16 protein-coding genes are annotated in these 18,256 nt (G+C 35.3%); 15 read left to right on the top strand and 1 reads right to left on the bottom strand.

Annotation, left to right across the window (positions count from 1 at the left end):
- Positions 1–5: 5 nt before the first annotated feature.
- Together KHA96_RS06315 and KHA96_RS06310 are read left to right on the top strand one after the other, a co-directional pair.
- Positions 6–875 carry an NAD(P)-dependent oxidoreductase gene (locus KHA96_RS06315; RefSeq protein WP_283248438.1) on the top strand — a complete coding sequence of 290 codons (870 nt, stop codon included), beginning with the start codon at positions 6–8 and terminating at the stop codon, positions 873–875.
- Between the two features lie 219 nt (positions 876–1,094).
- Complete coding sequence (locus tag KHA96_RS06310) at positions 1,095–2,006, top strand: chemotaxis protein (protein WP_213128399.1); 912 nt, start codon at positions 1,095–1,097, stop codon at positions 2,004–2,006.
- Positions 2,007–2,499: 493 nt separating this feature from the next.
- Here KHA96_RS06310 and KHA96_RS06305 read toward each other — a convergent pair whose 3' ends face one another.
- The gene (locus KHA96_RS06305; protein ID WP_213128398.1) at positions 2,500–2,952 is read right to left on the bottom strand and encodes a YkyB family protein; all 453 of its coding nucleotides are present in this window, start codon (positions 2,950–2,952) and stop codon (positions 2,500–2,502) included.
- Positions 2,953–3,164: 212 nt separating this feature from the next.
- Here KHA96_RS06305 and KHA96_RS06300 point away from each other — a divergent pair, with 212 nt between their 5' ends.
- From KHA96_RS06300 to KHA96_RS06240, 13 genes are all read left to right on the top strand, one after another.
- A complete protein-coding gene (locus tag KHA96_RS06300) occupies positions 3,165–3,383 on the top strand; it encodes a hypothetical protein (RefSeq protein ID WP_213128397.1) in 219 nt (72 codons plus the stop codon).
- A 344-nt stretch (positions 3,384–3,727) separates the two neighbouring features.
- Positions 3,728–3,982 carry a YkuJ family protein gene (locus KHA96_RS06295; protein WP_213128396.1) on the top strand — a complete coding sequence of 85 codons (255 nt, stop codon included), beginning with the start codon at positions 3,728–3,730 and terminating at the stop codon, positions 3,980–3,982.
- A gap of 120 nt (positions 3,983–4,102) precedes the next feature.
- Entirely contained in the window at positions 4,103–4,549 is a 447-nt protein-coding gene (cbpB, locus tag KHA96_RS06290) for a cyclic-di-AMP-binding protein CbpB (protein ID WP_213128395.1), read from the top strand.
- A gap of 83 nt (positions 4,550–4,632) precedes the next feature.
- Positions 4,633–5,502, top strand: coding sequence for a LysR family transcriptional regulator (locus KHA96_RS06285; RefSeq protein WP_213128394.1), 870 nt, complete (start codon positions 4,633–4,635; stop codon positions 5,500–5,502).
- 58 nt (positions 5,503–5,560) lie between these two features.
- Positions 5,561–7,927: a hypothetical protein gene (locus KHA96_RS06280; protein ID WP_213128393.1), complete on the top strand. Its 2,367-nt coding sequence runs from the start codon at positions 5,561–5,563 to the stop codon at positions 7,925–7,927.
- The gene (locus KHA96_RS06275) at positions 7,927–8,859 is read left to right on the top strand and encodes an ABC transporter ATP-binding protein (RefSeq protein WP_213128392.1); all 933 of its coding nucleotides are present in this window, start codon (positions 7,927–7,929) and stop codon (positions 8,857–8,859) included. Before KHA96_RS06280 ends, KHA96_RS06275 begins: the two co-directional genes overlap by 1 nt.
- On the top strand, positions 8,856–9,701 hold the full coding sequence (locus KHA96_RS06270; protein WP_213128391.1) for an ABC transporter permease: 846 nt from the start codon (positions 8,856–8,858) through the stop codon (positions 9,699–9,701). The genes KHA96_RS06275 and KHA96_RS06270 overlap by 4 nt, the downstream gene beginning before the upstream one ends.
- Before the next feature lie 5 nt (positions 9,702–9,706).
- Positions 9,707–11,233: a hypothetical protein gene (locus tag KHA96_RS06265; protein WP_213128390.1), complete on the top strand. Its 1,527-nt coding sequence runs from the start codon at positions 9,707–9,709 to the stop codon at positions 11,231–11,233.
- A 5-nt stretch (positions 11,234–11,238) separates the two neighbouring features.
- The gene (locus KHA96_RS06260; protein WP_213128389.1) at positions 11,239–12,240 is read left to right on the top strand and encodes an AAA family ATPase; all 1,002 of its coding nucleotides are present in this window, start codon (positions 11,239–11,241) and stop codon (positions 12,238–12,240) included.
- Positions 12,237–13,106, top strand: a complete 870-nt coding sequence (locus KHA96_RS06255; RefSeq protein WP_213128388.1) for a DUF58 domain-containing protein — start codon at positions 12,237–12,239, stop codon at positions 13,104–13,106. Before KHA96_RS06260 ends, KHA96_RS06255 begins: the two co-directional genes overlap by 4 nt.
- Before the next feature lie 9 nt (positions 13,107–13,115).
- The gene (locus tag KHA96_RS06250; protein WP_213128387.1) at positions 13,116–14,894 is read left to right on the top strand and encodes a vWA domain-containing protein; all 1,779 of its coding nucleotides are present in this window, start codon (positions 13,116–13,118) and stop codon (positions 14,892–14,894) included.
- Positions 14,878–17,634, top strand: a complete 2,757-nt coding sequence (locus KHA96_RS06245; protein ID WP_213128386.1) for a VWA domain-containing protein — start codon at positions 14,878–14,880, stop codon at positions 17,632–17,634. The genes KHA96_RS06250 and KHA96_RS06245 overlap by 17 nt, the downstream gene beginning before the upstream one ends.
- 120 nt (positions 17,635–17,754) lie before the next feature.
- Positions 17,755–18,207 (top strand): TlpA family protein disulfide reductase, encoded by a 453-nt coding sequence (locus KHA96_RS06240; RefSeq protein WP_213128385.1) that lies wholly within the window; start codon positions 17,755–17,757, stop codon positions 18,205–18,207.
- Positions 18,208–18,256: the final 49 nt, after the last annotated feature.

Genomic DNA, 18,256 nt, shown 5'->3' with positions numbered 1-18,256 from the left:
ATAATTTGAGTACACAAAAAACAATTGGTTTCATAGGTATCGGTGTTATGGGGAAAAGCATGGCAAATCATTTGCTTTCGGAAGGATACAGGCTTTTTGTTTATAGTAGAACAAAAGAAAAGGCAGAAGATTTACTTGTAAATGGTGCAGAGTGGAAGGATACCCCTAAAGAAATCGCAGAAAATGCCGACATAATCATTACAATGGTTGGCTACCCACACGACGTAGAGGAAGTTTATTTTGGAGAAAAAGGATTATTTGCAGGTGCCAATAATCCGAAGATATTCATTGATATGACTACGTCCACACCAACTCTGGCTAAAAAAATATACGAAAAAGGAAATAAGGTTGGAGTACATACTCTCGATGCTCCCGTTTCCGGAGGCGACATTGGAGCGAAAAACGGAACACTATCAATCATGATAGGAGGAGATGTCAACACATTCGAAGAAATGATGCCAATATTTAATATCCTTGGTGGAAACATCGTTTATCAAGGAGAAGCAGGTGCTGGTCAACATACAAAAATGTGCAATCAAATTGCCATAGCCTCAAATATGATTGGTGTATCTGAAGCGATTGTGTATGCGAGAAGGGCCGGGTTGGACCCTGAAACTGTACTAAAATCCATTAGTAGTGGTGCAGCGGGAAGTTGGTCGATGTCCAATTTAATTCCACGAGTTCTTAAAGAAGATTATTCACCTGGATTTTTTATTAAGCATTTTATTAAGGATATGGGGATTGCATTAGAAGAAGCTGAAAAAATGAATCTTCAATTACCAGGGCTTGATTTGGCAAAAAAAATGTATGATTCACTTGCAGATCAAGGCGAAGAAAATAACGGCACGCAAAGCTTAATAAAATATTGGGATTAATATCATAAGGCTCTTTTCAAAAACATTGTTGCTGTTTGACGTGAATCTAAATAACGAGAAATAGACTAGTCTTAGGAACGGATATTAAAAGGGGAAGAGCTATCAGCTTAATGTTAAACACTCTTATTAAGTCGCAATAGCCGGCTCTTGGACTTTTGCCAAAAACAAACGCTTAAGAATATAGCGTATGATAACAGCCATTGAAAGGTAGGAAGAAATATGGAGGATCGTTCTGGAATACTTTTAGAAAGCGGAACGAATGAGCTGGAAATTATTGAATTTGAGATAAATAATCATAAGTTTGGAATCAATGTATTAAAAGTAAAAGAAATTATTAATCCTTTACCTATCACCCCCATTCCCCATGCTCACCCTAATATTTTAGGAGTTATACAGCTTCGCGGGGAAGTAATGCCAGTCGTAAGTTTAGAGAAGGCGTTAGGTTTAGAAACCAACGATAATAGAAATATATTAAATGAAAAATTTATAGTTGCGGAATATAACTTACTGAAAGTTGTCTTCCATGTACATCATGTATCACAAATCCATCGGATTTCATGGAATAAAATAGAAAAGCCATCAGAGCTTTATGACGTAGATTCTTCACAAGTAATAGGGGTAATAAATGAATCTGAAAACATGATTTTATTGTTAGATTTTGAAAAAATCATCGTCGATATTAATCCAGATGCTGGAATTCATGTGGGGCAAATAAAAAAACTTGGGAAAAGGGAACGTTCAAGCAAGAAAATTGTGGCTGCAGAAGATTCGCCATTATTAAGAAAGCTTCTGAATGAAACTTTATCCTTGGCTGGTTATGAAAATGTTGAGTTCTTTGAAAATGGAAAAGATGCATTATCCTATATGGAATCTTTATTAAATGAAGGTAAAAACATTTATGACGAGGTACAGCTTGTTATTACAGATATTGAGATGCCACAAATGGATGGCCATCATCTGACTAAAAGAATTAAAGAGAATCATAGAATCTCTAAACTGCCAGTTATTATTTTCTCTTCTTTGATAACTGATGATCTACGACATAAAGGACAACAAGTTGGAGCGGCAGAGCAAGTGAGTAAACCTGAGATTAGTGAGTTAGTATTAAAAATGGATCAATATATTTTGTGATATTAAAACCCAGACATATTGAAATAGTCTGGGTTTTTGGTAATAAACAAATTTAAAATTGAACTCTTTGTACATAACTTTAATTAGTTTTTTCCTTACTCAAAAGTCTAACACTATTAAATATCTTGTCTTACTTTTTTGAATAGTCACTATCGGCTTCACTAGTCTAGTCCTAAGCATCTTTTCTTCAAGATCATAAACAAGCCTCTATAAAAGTAAAATATGGACTTTCTTTCAGCTTGACGTAGGATCGCTGAATACTAGTCAGGAAGGCATTAAGTCGGATATGAAAAAACAAAGCGAGGGGACGTTGCGCACTGTACGTTCCTTCTTCTTCAATTGACTTCCATTTTTTCAATCGTGCTGCGTTTCCTTTCGAAGATTGAAAATGGAATATCAATAAAAAAACGCTACGTCCAGTTTCATCGACTACCACATTTTAATGGCATGTATGTTAGTTGATGAACAAGCACACGTGCTTTTGTTTTTAGGATCAAAAGAAACTGTCACCAAGTTTCTTAAATACTGGCTGTTGAACGATTGTTTTGTTATTTTTTTGATTTTCCTTCATGCCGGTATAATTGATGAGAAGTTGTTTTGCCAAATTAAGTGACATGCGGGTTTTTGGGTTGCGGGAATGTTGATCAAGATGTCCAAGATGAGGCAAATATTCAAAATCTTCTTTTGTCGGTGGGATATGAAAAGTATACTCGCCACATTTTACTAATACGTCTGATTGTTGCTGGCTGAATTTAGGGTTTCTAGAAAAATGAAGTCCAATTTTTTCAGCTTTTTTTTCCTGAATCATTTTATTTAAAGCATTTTTTTTAAGGGAGTATAAAAATTTGGGGTTTATAGCTGTTTTAGCATGACGATTTACTGTGAAAATTGCTTGGGAAAGATTTTGTATAGTTGGCTCTAGATAGTTGTTGGTTGGATTCTCCATGCATGGGACCCCTTTCCATTGAATATAAATGTCTGAATAATTAATATTGTATCATTGAAATGCCTGAAAGGGAAGATGGTTGCCATAATGAACTTATGAAATGATATCAGCTTCTTTATCATCATTCTTTTGATGCTTGTATTAAACATATCATCAATGTTATATTTATCTATGCCCATTTTTAAGCTCTGCAAAGGATTGGAGATGATAAGATGAGGAAGAACAATAGATTTGAAGTGATATTCATTCCTGCTAATTCTGGGATGATTAAAATATATATTTATGGTTTCAAACCTTACGGATCTTGGGGAAGAGTATTTGCTGCCATGAATGATATTTCTATAAATGTCAAAGGCTATAATCGTAAACGAACGATTATTAAAGCCCTTGCTCAGTTAAATGAATCTTTATTAAACATGAAAGAAGAATAAAGGAAGAATTCGTAAGAATCTTCCTGTTATTTTGCAGTCAGATTGTCAACAAAAGGCACCGAGAGTCCTTCTCGGTGTCCTTTTTTGATTTGAAAGAACGCTCCAGTCGTCCAGATCGGGCCGATCAACCAGCAAGAATCCTTATGGAAGGCAAAATTGTCTTGACTAGCTGAGGAAACTTTCTATTTTCTAAATTATTTCGTATTTCTTTTATAGAAAATCTCACATGCTAAAGTTTGTAAGTTAAAGGAAAAAGATACTACCACTTTTGCATTATAATTTGATTTCTCCCTCCATTGTCGTTTATAATTTTTTTGTCTTTCCAAAAGAAAGGAGACTAAAAAATGTCACAGTTATTGAGTATTATTCAACGGCTTCAATCAATGCAGAATGCAGAGGGTCATGAAGAAATTCCACAAAGGCTTTTTGAAGTTAATGGAAAAACATTATGTCAAGTAAAGTATTTTCCATCAACTAAAACATTTGAAGTGGAAGAATATGATAGGGACTCAAATAAACAAAAATATCAATTTGATGATATCGATATTACTGCAATTGAAATTTATGAAATTGTCCAAGAAGAAAAGAATCCCTCTTAAGCAGTATATAGAAAATCATTTTGCATTTTAACATTAAATCATGCAAGAAGGGCATTTTCTCTTCACTATTTATGTTAAAATGGAAATGAGAAGATAATAATGAGATGAGGGAGTTTGCTTATGATTTCCTTACAAAGTCATGAATTTATGGATCCAAAAATTATTGACTATATAATCCCTTCCGAAAAAGTGGCTCATGTTCAAATAGGAAATAGTCTTGAACACGCACTGCTTGTCTTAACAAAAAGTGGTTATTCTGCTATACCGGTATTGGATGCTCGTTTTAAACTACATGGTTTAATCAGCTCCCCTATGATAACAGAAGCATTGCTTGGTTTGGAACGGATTGAATTTGAGAAATTAACGGACAAAAAAGTAGAAGATGTAATGGCCGTTAAAATTCCAAAAGTAGGGCTTCACGACAAATTTGAAAAAGCTTTAGCTTTGCTGATTGATCATCCTTTTCTATGTGTTGCGGATGAGGACGGATATTTTGAAGGAATCTTTACGAGAAGAGCTCTTTTAAAAGAACTTAATCATTATATTAGAAAAATAAATCATGTATAGAATACGCAAGAAGTTTTATTAAAAAACGGCTCCCTTATTGGGGGCCGAATTTTTTAAATACATAAAGGGGAATACGAAGTCATATGTCACTTTCAGATTACCAATTGCTCGTTGTTCTTGCTAAAGAATCGAATATGAGGAAAGCCGCGGAAAAGTTATTTGTCTCACAGCCTGCCTTGTCACAAAGACTGCAAAATATTGAGAAACAGTGGGGAGCTAAATTATTTATTCGCACGCAAAAAGGCGTTATCTTGACCCCTTCTGGTGAAATGGTAGTGAATTTTGCCGAATCAATGTTGGAGGAAGAGGAACGTATTTATGAAGAAATACAGGAGCTTAATACGAAAGTTCATGGGACTTTAAAGATAGCTTGCGCCTCTATAGTTGGTCAAAACTGGTTGCCAAAAGTGTTAAAACAATTTGTAAGCGCTCATCCTCACGCGAAAATTTCATTAATTACTGGTTGGAGCAGCGAGATATTGAAAAATCTATATGAAGGGGAAGTTCATGTAGGAATTATTAGGGGGGCGACTGATTGGAAAGGGGAGAAAATCCATCTTTTCGAAGACAGCCTTTATTTAGTTGATCGGGAAATAAGTAGAATAGAAGATGTTATGGAAACAGATCGCCCATTCATTCAATTCAAGAGCGATTCTAATTATTATCAAGAGATTCAAAACTGGTGGCATAGGCAATTCCAAACTGTTCCAAAACGAACGATTATAGTAGACCAAATCGAAACATGTAAACAAATGACTTACAATGGAATTGGATATGCAATATTACCTGCAATCACGTTAACTGGCTCGGAAAAAGATGTATATAAAATCCCTCTTCTGGATGAAAAAAATCACCCTATAAAGCGAGATACTTGGTTATTGGGTTATGAATCCGCATTTGAATTAAAGCAAGTTAAAGCTTTTTTAGAAATTGTACAAAAGTATTTAAAATAAGAACTTTTTTCTGCTTTATTCGTCTACTTTATATAGGGGTTTTTCAGGGGGGACAATTATGGGCAATATTAAAAAAATATTAATATCTGTATTATTTTTATTTCTAGTTTGGCAATTTTTCCTCTTACCTTCAGCTTCGGCCGCAAAAGCATCGATCGAATTATCAGTAGAAGAGGGCTATGAAGGGATGGTTAAAAGTGGGAGAGGATACCCTGTCAACATTAAATTGAAAAATAATGGTCCGGATTTTAGTGGAGATCTGTTAATCTCTTTTTCCAGTGACTATAATCTTGGTGGTTCGAAAGCCATTAAGATTGATCTCCCAAAAAATGGTGAAAAGTCTTATGAAATTGTTTTACCAGGCACTTCAATATATAACTCAAATTTCAATAAAGAAAATTTAGCGTTATACGAAGGCAGCTGGAAAAAAGGAAATAAGGTTTCAATAATAGGTAATGGCAAATTGACATACCGGACAGTTGATGATAATCAAGCAACGATTGGGTTAATGACTGAAAATCCAGACCGTTTAAAGGCATTGCAGCTTATAAAAATAAATGGAAAGCAACCGAAGATTATTCAATTAACGAAAAAGAATATACCTAATGACAAAATTGGTTTGCAGTTTTTTGACTATTTAGTTATTGACGATTATTCTGTATCAGGATTATCGGAAAAGCAGCAAAATGCAGTAGCGGGTTGGATAAATGGAGGAGGTGCACTTATTACAGGGGCATCTGCCAAAGCTCAGCATGCCTGGGGAGAGCTTCAACAGCTTCTCCCAATGCAGCCATCTAATAAAGAAAAAATAAGCAACTTGTCATTTCTGCAAATAAAAGATGAAAAGCCAACTTTTAACTCGCTTGATATTCAAACTGGTAATGTTTCAAAAGATGCTGAACTCATAATAGCAACGAATGATATCCCTATAATCATGATGAGAAAAATAGATGAAGGCGAAATTTATCAAGCAGCCTTTTCATTAGGTGAGGAACCATTATCATCATGGAAGGGGTATGTAGATTGGTTGCAATACATCTTTTCAACTATGGATTCTAAATACAATCGAAATTATAATCCAGAAGGAATCTACCAACAAATATACAGCAACCTTACTTCGACGAATGAATTGTTTTCTGCATCTATTTTTTCAATTGGGACAGTCGTTTTGATTATGCTTGGTTACATGATCATAATTATTCCAATTTTATATGTCGTATTGAAGAAAATCGATAGACGGGAACATAGTTGGTGGATTATTCCGACATGCGCCATTATTATGTCTGCATGTATTTTTGGAGTAGGTGCAAAAGATCGAATCAAAAGCTCACAGCTTTCTGAGATGGGGGTATTTAAGGCAAATTCGAACGGTGAAATTAGTGGTATGTATACGGCTACGATTTTTTCAAATCGGAGTGGAGATTTTCAACTTACTGTTCCTAAAGAGGAGTTTTATGGGATCCCTGTAAACGGTAGTGAGGGGTTTGTAGGGGAGCGTGATTTAGGTAAGGCCGTAATGACTGAAACTAGAAACCAATTACATTTTGATTTTGCTAATGTGGAATATTGGTCTGCTAGATCCATTGTAGGTCAAGCTACAAAACAGGTAACTGGCCAATTCGATATAGATCTAGAAATAAAAGGACAGACATTAAACGGGAAAATCGTAAATCAATATCCTTATGATTTTGATGAATTATATATATGGTCTGGAAACTATGCGTATAAATTAGGTTCTGCCAAACAAGGGGAGATTATTGATGTAGACCTCAAATTAAAAGAAACCATTTTATCAACACCTCTTGATTATGGAATATATAATTACCGAAATAATCGGGAACTAGAAGATATGAAAAAGGATGATCTTAAAATGGCAATCCTTTCTAATACAGCTTCGATTGAAAATTTCCCTATTGTTTTTGGTTATACAAATAACAAAATAATTGATATAGGAGTTACAAATAAAAAAGAGAAAAATACGCGTTCCACTATTATCTATCAGCCTTTTTCTGCAACTGGAAAGATAATAGGTCCTTTTGTCTTACAGAATAATCAGTTATCGGTTGATATTACTCCAATAGAAGGTAATATTTACGATAGATTTGGGCAGTATGAAATGGGATTGGAAGATGGAACATACCAGGTAGTATTAACACTTCCCCAACAAATTGATTTGAAAAATACAGTCCTTGATTCTATTCAATATAATATGAACGGATATGGTTCTGTTAAGCTTTCAATTTTAAATGTTAAAACAGGTGAGTATGCGGCGATTGAAGAGGGGCAAGCAAAATCGGCGAATGATGATCTTGGACAGTTTGTTTCCGAGAATGGACAAATTAAAATTAAATTGGAAAAATTCAATTCGCAAAATGAACCATATATTTCGTTGCCAGAGTTTATTGTTAAAGGAGCTGTAAAATAATGATAGAGATAAACGGATTAACAAAAAAGTACGGCTCTTTTACTGCTCTGGATTCATTAACAATCAATATAGATAAAGGGATCGTTTTCGGAGTTGTCGGTCATAACGGGGCTGGTAAATCGACTGCCTTTTCAATATTGGCTACTTTACTTTCCCCAACATCAGGTACAGCTGTTATTAACGGTGCTAGTGTTACTCAAGAACCTGAGAAGGTTAGGAAGCAAATAGGATATATGCCTGATTTCTTCGGTGTATATGATCAATTGCGAGTATGTGAATATTTGGATTTTTACGGAGCAAGTTATTCGATTTCTGCAAGAGATCGAGCCATCCTTATCCCACAGTTATTAGACTTAGTTAATTTAGCTGAAAAGGAAAATTCTTATGTAGATGTGCTTTCACGAGGGATGAAGCAGAGACTTTGCCTTGCCAGGTCACTTATACATGATCCCGATGTGTTGATTCTTGATGAACCAGCTTCAGGCCTAGATCCACGAGCCCGTGTAGAAATGCGTGAAATTTTAAAGGAATTGAAAAACATGGGAAAAACGATCCTAATTTCGTCTCATATTTTGCCTGAGCTATCGGAAATGTGTGATGAAATTGGCGTGATCAATAAAGGACAATTAGTTGCGCATGGTACTGTAGCAGATATACAACAGCAGCTCCAAGCAGATAAAGTTATTGTTGTCACACTCAATGATCAAGTGGAGAAAGCCATTTCGTTTTTTGAAGATGATCCATCAGTCTCGAGAATTTCCCGATTAGAAAAGAACGCGATTCAATTTCAATATTCAGGAGACGAAAAATCACAAGTGAATTTGTTAAGAAAAGCTGTTTTAGCGGAACTAGCTATTTTGAGCTTCAAACAGGTAGAGTCCAATCTTGAAGATGTGTTTATGGAAATTACGAAAGGAGTTGAGCTAAGTTGAAGAGTTTATTCATCAATCCTGTTTTAAATAAAGAATTTAAGCTTAGATTTCGCTCTTTTCGTACTTTCATAGGGCTGTTTTCTTACTTGGTTGCTATTGGCATAGTCGTAATAGGATATATGCTTCTCGAAACTTCAATTGGAGGGGGATCCCAATTTATCCGTCCTACACAAAGTAGAACGATGTTTATGGTGCTTGCTTATTTGCAGCTAGGACTGATTTTATTTATAACTCCGGGATTAACATCCGGTGTCATAAGTGGGGAACGAGAGCGGCAAACATTGAATATTTTACTAACAACTGCTCAAAGCTCTACAAGTATTATTTTAAGTAAATTGATTTCATCCATTTCTTATTTATTGCTTTTATTAGCTGCAAGCCTTCCATTTTATTCATTAGTATTTCTTTTTGGGGGCGTTTCACCGGCAACAATAGTGAAAGTGATGGGCTTTTACTTGTTTACTATATTTGTATTTGGAAGCTTTGGAATATTATTTTCAACATTAATTAGAAGAACCATTGTTTCGATGATTTCAACATATGGCATAACACTTTTTCTATCAGGCGGCGCAGCTCTATTATTTGCCATATCAATAAGTTATTATGATTATGCTAATTTTAAACCCCCATTAGTGCTTCCGTATATTTTTGCGGCATTTAATCCTCCGATTGTATTCAGCGGATTGTTTGAAGAAGGGATTAATCAAGCGTTTATAGATAAGACTGGGATTTCCTTTCCCCTTATTTGGAGTTATTTCATCATCTATACAATTTTGGCCTTCCTTTCACTTTGGGTAAGCATTAAAAAGTTGAGGCCGAATATGAATCCGAAAAAAGGATGATTTCTATGGATGTTCAAAAAACATTTTATTCGCTGCTTAAAAAGGTGAAGTTGCAATTACAAGTTGAGCATAGCGCTAAAGAATTTCAATATTTACTCTTAGCTTGCAGTGCTTTTATTCTATGTCTGTTCATATTTGCTCGTTTCTACGTCATAATCGATACGAATATGTTTATCTCATCATTCGTATCGATTACAGTCATATTTTTTTTCGTACGGTTTTGGAAAACAAAGTCGGGATTTAAACAAGCAGCTCAATTTTATGATCAATATTGTGGAGAAGATAGAGCTTCAACAGCGTTAGCCTTTATGGATGATAAAGAAATGGTGCATGAATTACAAAGAAAAGATGCATTAGTCCATATGAAAAAAGCGGAAATCAGCGTTTTAAAAAGAAAGAAAAAATATATATATCCATTACCTCTATATTTATCGATTTTTTTCATCATATTAACTTCACTAATCATTTTATATCCTAATGAAAAGATGGCGGAAGCAAAGCAACAAAAAAAAGAAAGGGCTATTGTTCAGGAAACAGTTAAAGAACTAGAAAAACTCTTTAAGGAAAAAACAAACCCAATTGTGAAAAAAACGATCGAAACAGCGATGGTTGATTTAAAGGGTATGAAAAATGCAGATGAAGCATTGAAAAAACTTAATAAACAGAGTAGCGAATTAATGCTAAAGAAAACTCAGTCAGATGAAAATAATGCTGAACTAACGAGAGCAATTAAACAATTAGAAGCAGGGAAATTTCACGAATTGGCAAAAGCACTGCACGAGAATAATAAAGATCTGATGGAAAGTGAACTGGAAAAATTACGTGAACAATTATCGCAATTAACAAATGAACAAAAGGAATCACTTGCTCAATTAATTCAAAGTGAGTTGGGCGATTTAAGTTCAGAGCATATTAACTTATTAAAGGATCAGTTATCTAATATGCTGGATAAGGCTTCCCAGTCCACTCAATTGGCGGATTCGCAAAAAATCATGCAAACTGCCAGCGAGTCTCTGTTGGAAAAAATGCTTGAGAATAATATACAACCTTCTACAACGATTGCTCAGAACCAAAATAATGAAAAAGGTAATTCTCCAAAAGGTGATGAAACGAACAGTGGTTCTCAAACTGGTCAACAAAACGGTTCTTCCATTGGAAATGGAAATGAAGGCCAAGGGGAGAGTGGCAATTCTAAAGGAAATGGTAATAGCAGTAATTCTAGTTCAAATGGTAGTTCCACACCTGGCAACGGAGCTGGACTTGGCATGGGTTCTCGAGAGTTAACCATTCCTGAAACAGTTGATGGAAAAGTCAATATAGAAAAAGATTCGGGGGAAATGGGAGAAGGAAAGCCTACAGAACACGGGGAAGGTAATGGACCCGTATTGAAAGGATCGATTCGCCCATATGAAGAAGTATACAATCAATATGAGAAGGCCTCTCGAGAAAGCACAAACCGATTGCAGTTGCCATCCGAATTAGAATCTATTGTAAAAAATTATTTTTCTGAGATTAATCCAGATCGGGAGTGAATAGAGTGACCAATGTTAGTGAACAGGATTTTATACAAGCTGCGGAGCAACTTATTAGTATAAAAAGTGAAATCCAAGAATTTATTGTTGGCCAGGATGAGGTAATTGATCAATTACTTTGGACGATTTTTTCAGGTGGCCATGCATTACTTGAGGGTTTGCCTGGGCTTGGAAAGACGATGCTCGTGAAGACAATATCAGAAGTATTGGATTTATCCTTTTCAAGAATTCAATTTACTCCTGATTTAATGCCATCTGATATTACTGGAACAATGATGATTCAACCAGATGAAGAAGGTAAACAACGGTTTGATTTTTTTAAGGGACCTATTTTTTCAAATATTGTCCTTGCAGATGAAATTAATAGAGCAACTCCGAAAACGCAAAGCGCGCTTTTAGAAGCAATGGGTGAAAAAACGGTGACGATCATGGGGGATACAAAGAAAATGGCGACTCCGTTTTTTGTCCTTGCTACCCAAAATCCAATCGAAATGGAAGGTACTTATCCATTACCAGAAGCACAGCTCGACCGTTTCACTTGTAAAATCAACGTTTCCTATCCGAATAAGCAAAATTTAAAAGAAATTATTCACCGGACAACAGGGGTAGAAAAACCAAATCTAAAGAAACTTTTGTCAGGTAATGATGTAAGCAAAATTCAAATGCTTACAAAACATATCATCATTTCGGATGAAATTTTGGATCTTGCTGTCAACATTGTAGCTGCGACACATCCGAATGAGGATGCTGCTTGCCCTTCAGTGAAATCTTATGTTCAATACGGTTCAGGTCCAAGAGGATTACAAAGCATGATTAATCTTGCAAAAGCTCGTGCCCTTTTTGCTGGAAGATTTCATGTTTCAATCGGGGATATTAAACAAGTTGCACATCCAGTTCTCCGCCATCGAATCTTACTAAACTTTGAAGGAGAGGCTGCAGGCGTTGCGCCTGATCATTTAATTAACGAAACAATTGAATGGGTACAACATGATGGTGTACTGAAATGACGATGTTTTCACATGAATTTCTTGGACGTCTAAGGAAATTGCGTCTTGTTGTAGATTCAAAACGAACCGGAATCCATAAAGGAATACGACGGTCGCACAAATTTGGATCTTCTTTGGAATTCTCAGATTTTCGTACATACCAACCAGGGGATGATGTAAGACTTGTTGATTGGAATGTTTATGGACGTACGAAACGCCATTACATAAAAAGATATTTAGATGAAGAGGAAATAAAAATTGCCATATATTTAGACTGTACTTCTTCGATGAGAATAGTAGAAACGAAATGGATAATAGCAAAAAAGATAGCTGCTGCTTTAAGTTATATGGCTTTAGTTAATGAAGATAGATTATCATTTATTCCTATTTCTGCTACTGACACTCGAAGTGTAGAAAGAAAAGGAAGTAATTATGCAAAACAAGTTCTTTCTGACATCATTCAGATTCAAATTAAAGGGACCACTTCATCTTTTATTAAGGAAATGGAAAAGAAACTTCAAAAAGGGAAGCAACTAACTATTATCATTACAGATGGAATGGAATCGATTGATGATTATGAAAAACTGCTTTTAAAAGCTGCTTCAGCCAAAGCGCAAATTTTATTTATTCACATTTTAAGCAAGGAAGAAATAAATCCTGACTATACTGGAGATGCAAAACTAATAGACAGTGAGATGGAAACAGAAGTAAATGTAAGTATTAGTTCAAAGTTAGTTTCCGTCTATCAGTTAAGGCTAAAGGATCATAATGAAAAACTAGAACTTATTTGCCGGAAGCTTGGGATTCAATACATTTTTTTTAGCGATGAAAAGACCGTTGAAGAATTGTTCATATCAACTTTTATTTCTCGCGGAATTGTACAATGAGGTGACATGATGGGGTTACTAAATCCAATCTTTTTATTATTAGCGTTTCTTATCGCCGCTGTGTTCGTTTTTTATATGTTTAGAAAACGCTATGAAAATAAAAAAATCCCTTCTAACATTCTTTGGGAACAAGTGATGAATGAATGGCAAGCCTCACCATGGATTGATAAACTGCAGCGAAATTTATTATTGTTTCTCCAACTATTGATTTTATTTTTATTAATGCTGGCTTTAGTTCGTCCTTACTGGATGGCGAAAGGAATTGTTGGAGATCACATAATCATTGTCATTGACACCTCCGCTTCAATGTCTGCTCTTCATGACGGGTTATCACGATTTGATGAAGCTAAGAGGGAAATCTCCACAATCATAAAGGATATTGGAAATCAGGAAGTAACAATCATCGCAGCTGGAAGTGCTCCAACTTTATTGATTAATAAGGAAACCAATATAGAAAAGATCCATAATGTAGTAGACGAAATAAATTTGTCCTATGAATATAGTGATATGGATAAAGCGATTAGACTTGCAAACTCACTGGCAGTGAATGAAGAGTCAAGTCTATTTATTTTTTCTGATTCCGTAAAAAAAGAAGATCTTAAAGATATTTCAGAAACAACGCCAATATCGGTTTTTAATATGGGAAAAGATGGCGAAAATGTTTCACTAAAGTCATTCGGCATAGGTGAGAAAGACCATATTATCACAGGGATATCTGTTATAGAAAACCAAAGCAATGAGCAAAAAACAGCTATTTTACAAATTAATTCAAATGAAAACATTTTGTTTGAAGAAAAAGTGGAATTGGCGCCTGGTGAACAAAAATTTGTCCGAATTCCTAAACTTCCAGCAATTGATTACTATAAAGCTATTATTTACGTGGAAGATGACTATTCAGTGGATAATGCGTTAATTGCTATTAATCAACCTTCATTATCTAAAGTTTATTTAGTTGGTGATATAAGTCCTTTTATAATGAAAGGCTTGGAAAATATAGGTTATGAGACAATCCAAATAAAGGAAGCGGATATTAATACAGATTTATCTGATGGAATAGTTGTAGTGGAAAATTTGCCGATGAAAAAATGGCCGAAAAGACCTTTGCTCGCCATCACTCCAAATAAGGTTAAGGAAATACGAATACAAAGTGAAATAAAAACGGAAAAAGATCCCGTATTTCAATACGTAAACTTTAATAATACATATGTTCAATCAGCATTTACGGGAAATGAAAATAATATTCCAGTGATCGCTAGCAGTGCTGATATCCCACTTATTCAAAAAGGAACGGCGAATGGATTTTCTGCTATAGTCATTCAATTTTCAATTGAGAAATCAGACTGGCCATTGCAAACAGGCTTTCCTATCTTCTTATACCAATCTTTTCAATGGCTTGCGTCTAATGAAGATTTTTTTGGATTTTTCCTTCCAGGTGAAAAGCGTTGGCTTAACATAGATGCCGAAAATAAAAATTGGAAAGTTTTTAATGAAAAGGGGAAATTCATTGACTCTTTCAATTTACTTGAAGAAAGTTTTACTGCTCCACACAGACCTGGTCTTTACCAAACGGTCGTAAATGAAAAGACTACTTATTTTGCAGTGAACTTGGATGATCGGGAAAAAATGATTCCATACTCATCGCCTTTTAGCATAAACCAGCCTAAACAACACAGTGATCATAATAGTGTAAATCGTATATATGACGGGCTATGGTTTTGGTTCGTTTTTATTGCCTTGATTATTTTGTTCATCGAGTGGGAGGTGATGAGGCGTGGGACTCGAGTTTAACTATCCGCTTTTACTATTCTTATTCATACCAGCAGCAGTTGTCATATATCTCTTTATCAACCAAACTAAGGGTAATAAAAATGTTGAAAATTTGTGGATTATATGTGTCAGAAGCTTAGTGTTTACGCTTATTATTTTGAGTTTAGCTACACCTCAGCTTGTTTTCAAGACGGATGAAAGAAATGTAGTATTTCTAGTAGATTATTCCGCTAGCATGACAGGTACAGAGGACGGTATATTATCTTGGATTGAAAAAAGTATTCAATCAAAAAAGGAAAAAGACCAATTTGCTGTTTTATCAGTAGGAAAAAATGCTGCAGTGGAACAGTCTCTTCAATCTAATAATGAAATGGTGCAAGAATTTGCTAGTAATATTAATCGGTACGATACAAATATTGAACAAGGGATTCAATTGGCAAGTTCTATTTTTCCAAGGAATTCAAATGGGCGAATTGTATTATTTTCGGATGGTAATCAAACTGCAGGGAATGTTTTAGATGCTGCACGCTTGCTGAAACAAAGAGGCATTGTATTGGATTATGTCCCTGTGTCTAGCCTATATCGGCAAGACATGGCAATAACGGAATTTTCCGTACCATCGTCTTTGTATGAGGGAGAAAACGTAAAATTAACAGTGAAAATAGAAAGTAATTATGCAGCAACCTCTACTGTGAGAATTACGTTGAATGACGAGGAAATCATTGAAGAAAATGTTGAAATAAAAGAAGGTGCAAATTTATTTACGTTTTCACATGAAGCAAATGAAACGGGATTATACGTTTATAAAGGTGAAATAGCAGCGAAAGGTGATGCTTTTGCTGAAAATAATCATCTACAAACCGTTTCGAATGTAAAAGGAACGCCGAAGGTATTAATTGTACAAACAGATCAAAATGAAAGTATAAGACAAGCTTTAGCTTCTTCGGGAGTGATGATTGATCAAATCACCCCTCAGCAACTGCCCACCACACTTTCTAGCTATTTACGATATCAGTCTATTCTTTTTAATAATATTGCAGCAACTGAAATAGGCGAAAAGAAAATGAGGATAATTTCTCAGGCAGTAAAAGATTTTGGAGTAGGATTTGTGATGGCAGGTGGAGAAAATAGTTTCGGCCTTGGAGGTTATTTTAAAACACCTATAGAAGAATTGTTGCCTGTTGAAATGGAAGTGAAAGGAAAGCAGGAGCTTCCGTCACTTGGACTTATCATTGTTTTAGATAGATCGGGCAGCATGGAAGGTGAAAAGCTCTCTCTTGCTAAGGAAGCAGCAGCAAGATCTGTAGAGCTGCTCCGTGAAAAAGATACATTAGGCTTTATTGCGTTTGATGATCGCCCATGGGAAATAATTGAAACAGCACCTATTCATAATAAAGAAAATGCAATTGAAAAAATCCGTTCCGTAACAGTAGGAGGAGGAACGGAAATATATCCAGCTCTGGAGGAGGCCTTTAATAGCCTTATCCCATTAAAACTCCAGCGAAAACACATCATATTGCTTACGGACGGACAATCAACTACAAATAAGGATTATCACGCCCTTATTGACAGTGGAAAAGATACGAATATTACATTATCAACCGTTGCTTTAGGGCAAGATGCAGATAAACATCTATTAGAAGATTTAGCTGAATACGGATCCGGGAGATTTTACGATGTTGTAGATGATTCCGTTATTCCAAGTATTTTATCTAGGGAAACAGCTGTCCTCACAAGAACATATATTGTGGATGAGCCATTTTATCCTATTGTTCACTCAAACGTCGATTGGGATCCTTTATTTAAGGATGGAGTCCCCGAAATGAATGCCTATATTGCAGTAACGCCTAAAGCAACTTCACAAGTAGTTTTATCAAGTGAAAAAGAAGATCCTGTCCTTGCAGAATGGCAATTTGGGCTTGGTAGAACGATAGCCTATACTTCAGATGTTAGCGGGAAATGGGCTGGAAATTGGGCGAAATGGGAGAAATGGCCCGACTTTATGAATCACCTAATTAGTAGAACCCTACCTACTTATAATAGTGAGCCATTCGCTGTGCATGTAGAATCTAGAAATGGTCAGACAGTAATCCAATTACAGTCTTCTAGCAACGATATAGGTACAATCGAAACGGCAGTCGTATCTCAATCGGGGGAGCCAATCGATGCCAGTATGAAAATTTCAGCACCAGGTAAATATGAGCTCGTTATGAATCATGATCCAGGAATGTATTTCCTTCGAATAAAGCAATATACAGAAGAAGGGGAAGGAAAACTATATAAGACCGGTTTTACAGTCCCATACTCTGATGAGTTACTCATAAAAGGAAATAACTTTTCACTTCTTAAGGAAGCTGCAAGCATAACAGGGGGAAAACAATTAAAAAATGAAAAGATGGCTTTTGATTCACTTCCGGAAAACCCAGTTAAAAAGCAGCCTATATCATTTTTATTGATATTTATTGCATTTCTTCTTTTTTTTATAGAAATAGCCATTAGAAGATTTGGTTTACAACCCTTAAAAATATTCGCCAAAAAGTATGTAAAACAAAGACAAAAAGAGAATAAGAAAATTATATTGCCAAAAATTAAAAAATCTATAGAAACCGAAAAATCCTCCGTGAAAGCTAGCCCTATGACCGTAAGTAATGAAGAAGCAGGGGATAAAAAAGAAAGAGCTGAGAATGAAGAGGTAAATGTCAAAAGTCCGCATGAAAACATGAAAAGGCTCCTTGATGCAAAAAAACGCAGAAACAGGTAACTCTTCGCTTAAATCGTGTCATTTTATTATTATTATGAATGATTTGGTAAATTATGATGAGAACGGGCAATCAAATGTTTGTTCTTATCATTGAAGTTATGTATGAGGGGAGATTCTTTTATGAAACTCAGAGAACCAATGCCTGATCTTGCTGGTGCAACAGAATGGCTGAATGGTCAAGTGACAAAAGAGGAACTGATCGGGGAAAAGCCAACATTATTTCACTTTTGGTCTATTAGCTGTCATCTCTGCATAGAAGCAATGCCACAAGTAAATCAATTTCGCGATGACGTTAATGATAAGTTAAATGTAGTCGCTGTCCACATGCCTCGTTCTGAAAATGATCTTGATATTGAAGAAATAAAAAAGGTCGCAGCAGAACATGGGATTACTCAACCAATCTTAGTAGATAATACGTTGAAATTTGCTGCTTCTCTTGAGAATCAATATGTTCCAGCTTATTATTTATTTGATAAAGAGGGGAAGCTTCGGCATTTTCAAGCGGGGGGCGGTGGCATGGAAATGCTTGAAAAAAGAGTTAATCGTGTTTTGAATGAAGTTGAAAAATCATAATATTTTTTATATTTAAAATGACGTCCATATTACTTGTGGGTCGTTTTTT

It is taken from the genome of Bacillus sp. FJAT-49711 (assembly GCF_018343715.1).
Lineage (GTDB): Bacteria > Bacillota > Bacilli > Bacillales > Bacillaceae_C > Lederbergia.
Note: the sequence above shows the minus strand (reverse complement) of the source record. Positions and strands in the feature narration are given on the sequence as shown.

What these genes read in the sequence shown, in the direction of transcription:
- KHA96_RS06310 (WP_213128399.1), top strand. Translation starts at nt 1,095, where the DNA reads ATGGAGGATCGTTCTGGAATACTTTTAGAAAGCGGAACGAATGAGCTG.
- KHA96_RS06285 (WP_213128394.1), top strand. Translation starts at nt 4,633, where the DNA reads ATGTCACTTTCAGATTACCAATTGCTCGTTGTTCTTGCTAAAGAATCG.
- KHA96_RS06275 (WP_213128392.1), top strand. Translation starts at nt 7,927, where the DNA reads ATGATAGAGATAAACGGATTAACAAAAAAGTACGGCTCTTTTACTGCT.
- KHA96_RS06280 (WP_213128393.1), top strand. Translation starts at nt 5,561, where the DNA reads ATGGGCAATATTAAAAAAATATTAATATCTGTATTATTTTTATTTCTA.
- KHA96_RS06265 (WP_213128390.1), top strand. Translation starts at nt 9,707, where the DNA reads ATGGATGTTCAAAAAACATTTTATTCGCTGCTTAAAAAGGTGAAGTTG.
- KHA96_RS06240 (WP_213128385.1), top strand. Translation starts at nt 17,755, where the DNA reads ATGAAACTCAGAGAACCAATGCCTGATCTTGCTGGTGCAACAGAATGG.
- KHA96_RS06300 (WP_213128397.1), top strand. Translation starts at nt 3,165, where the DNA reads ATGAGGAAGAACAATAGATTTGAAGTGATATTCATTCCTGCTAATTCT.
- KHA96_RS06295 (WP_213128396.1), top strand. Translation starts at nt 3,728, where the DNA reads ATGTCACAGTTATTGAGTATTATTCAACGGCTTCAATCAATGCAGAAT.
- cbpB (WP_213128395.1), top strand. Translation starts at nt 4,103, where the DNA reads ATGATTTCCTTACAAAGTCATGAATTTATGGATCCAAAAATTATTGAC.
- KHA96_RS06250 (WP_213128387.1), top strand. Translation starts at nt 13,116, where the DNA reads ATGGGGTTACTAAATCCAATCTTTTTATTATTAGCGTTTCTTATCGCC.
- KHA96_RS06255 (WP_213128388.1), top strand. Translation starts at nt 12,237, where the DNA reads ATGACGATGTTTTCACATGAATTTCTTGGACGTCTAAGGAAATTGCGT.
- KHA96_RS06305 (WP_213128398.1), bottom strand. Translation starts at nt 2,952, where the DNA reads ATGGAGAATCCAACCAACAACTATCTAGAGCCAACTATACAAAATCTT.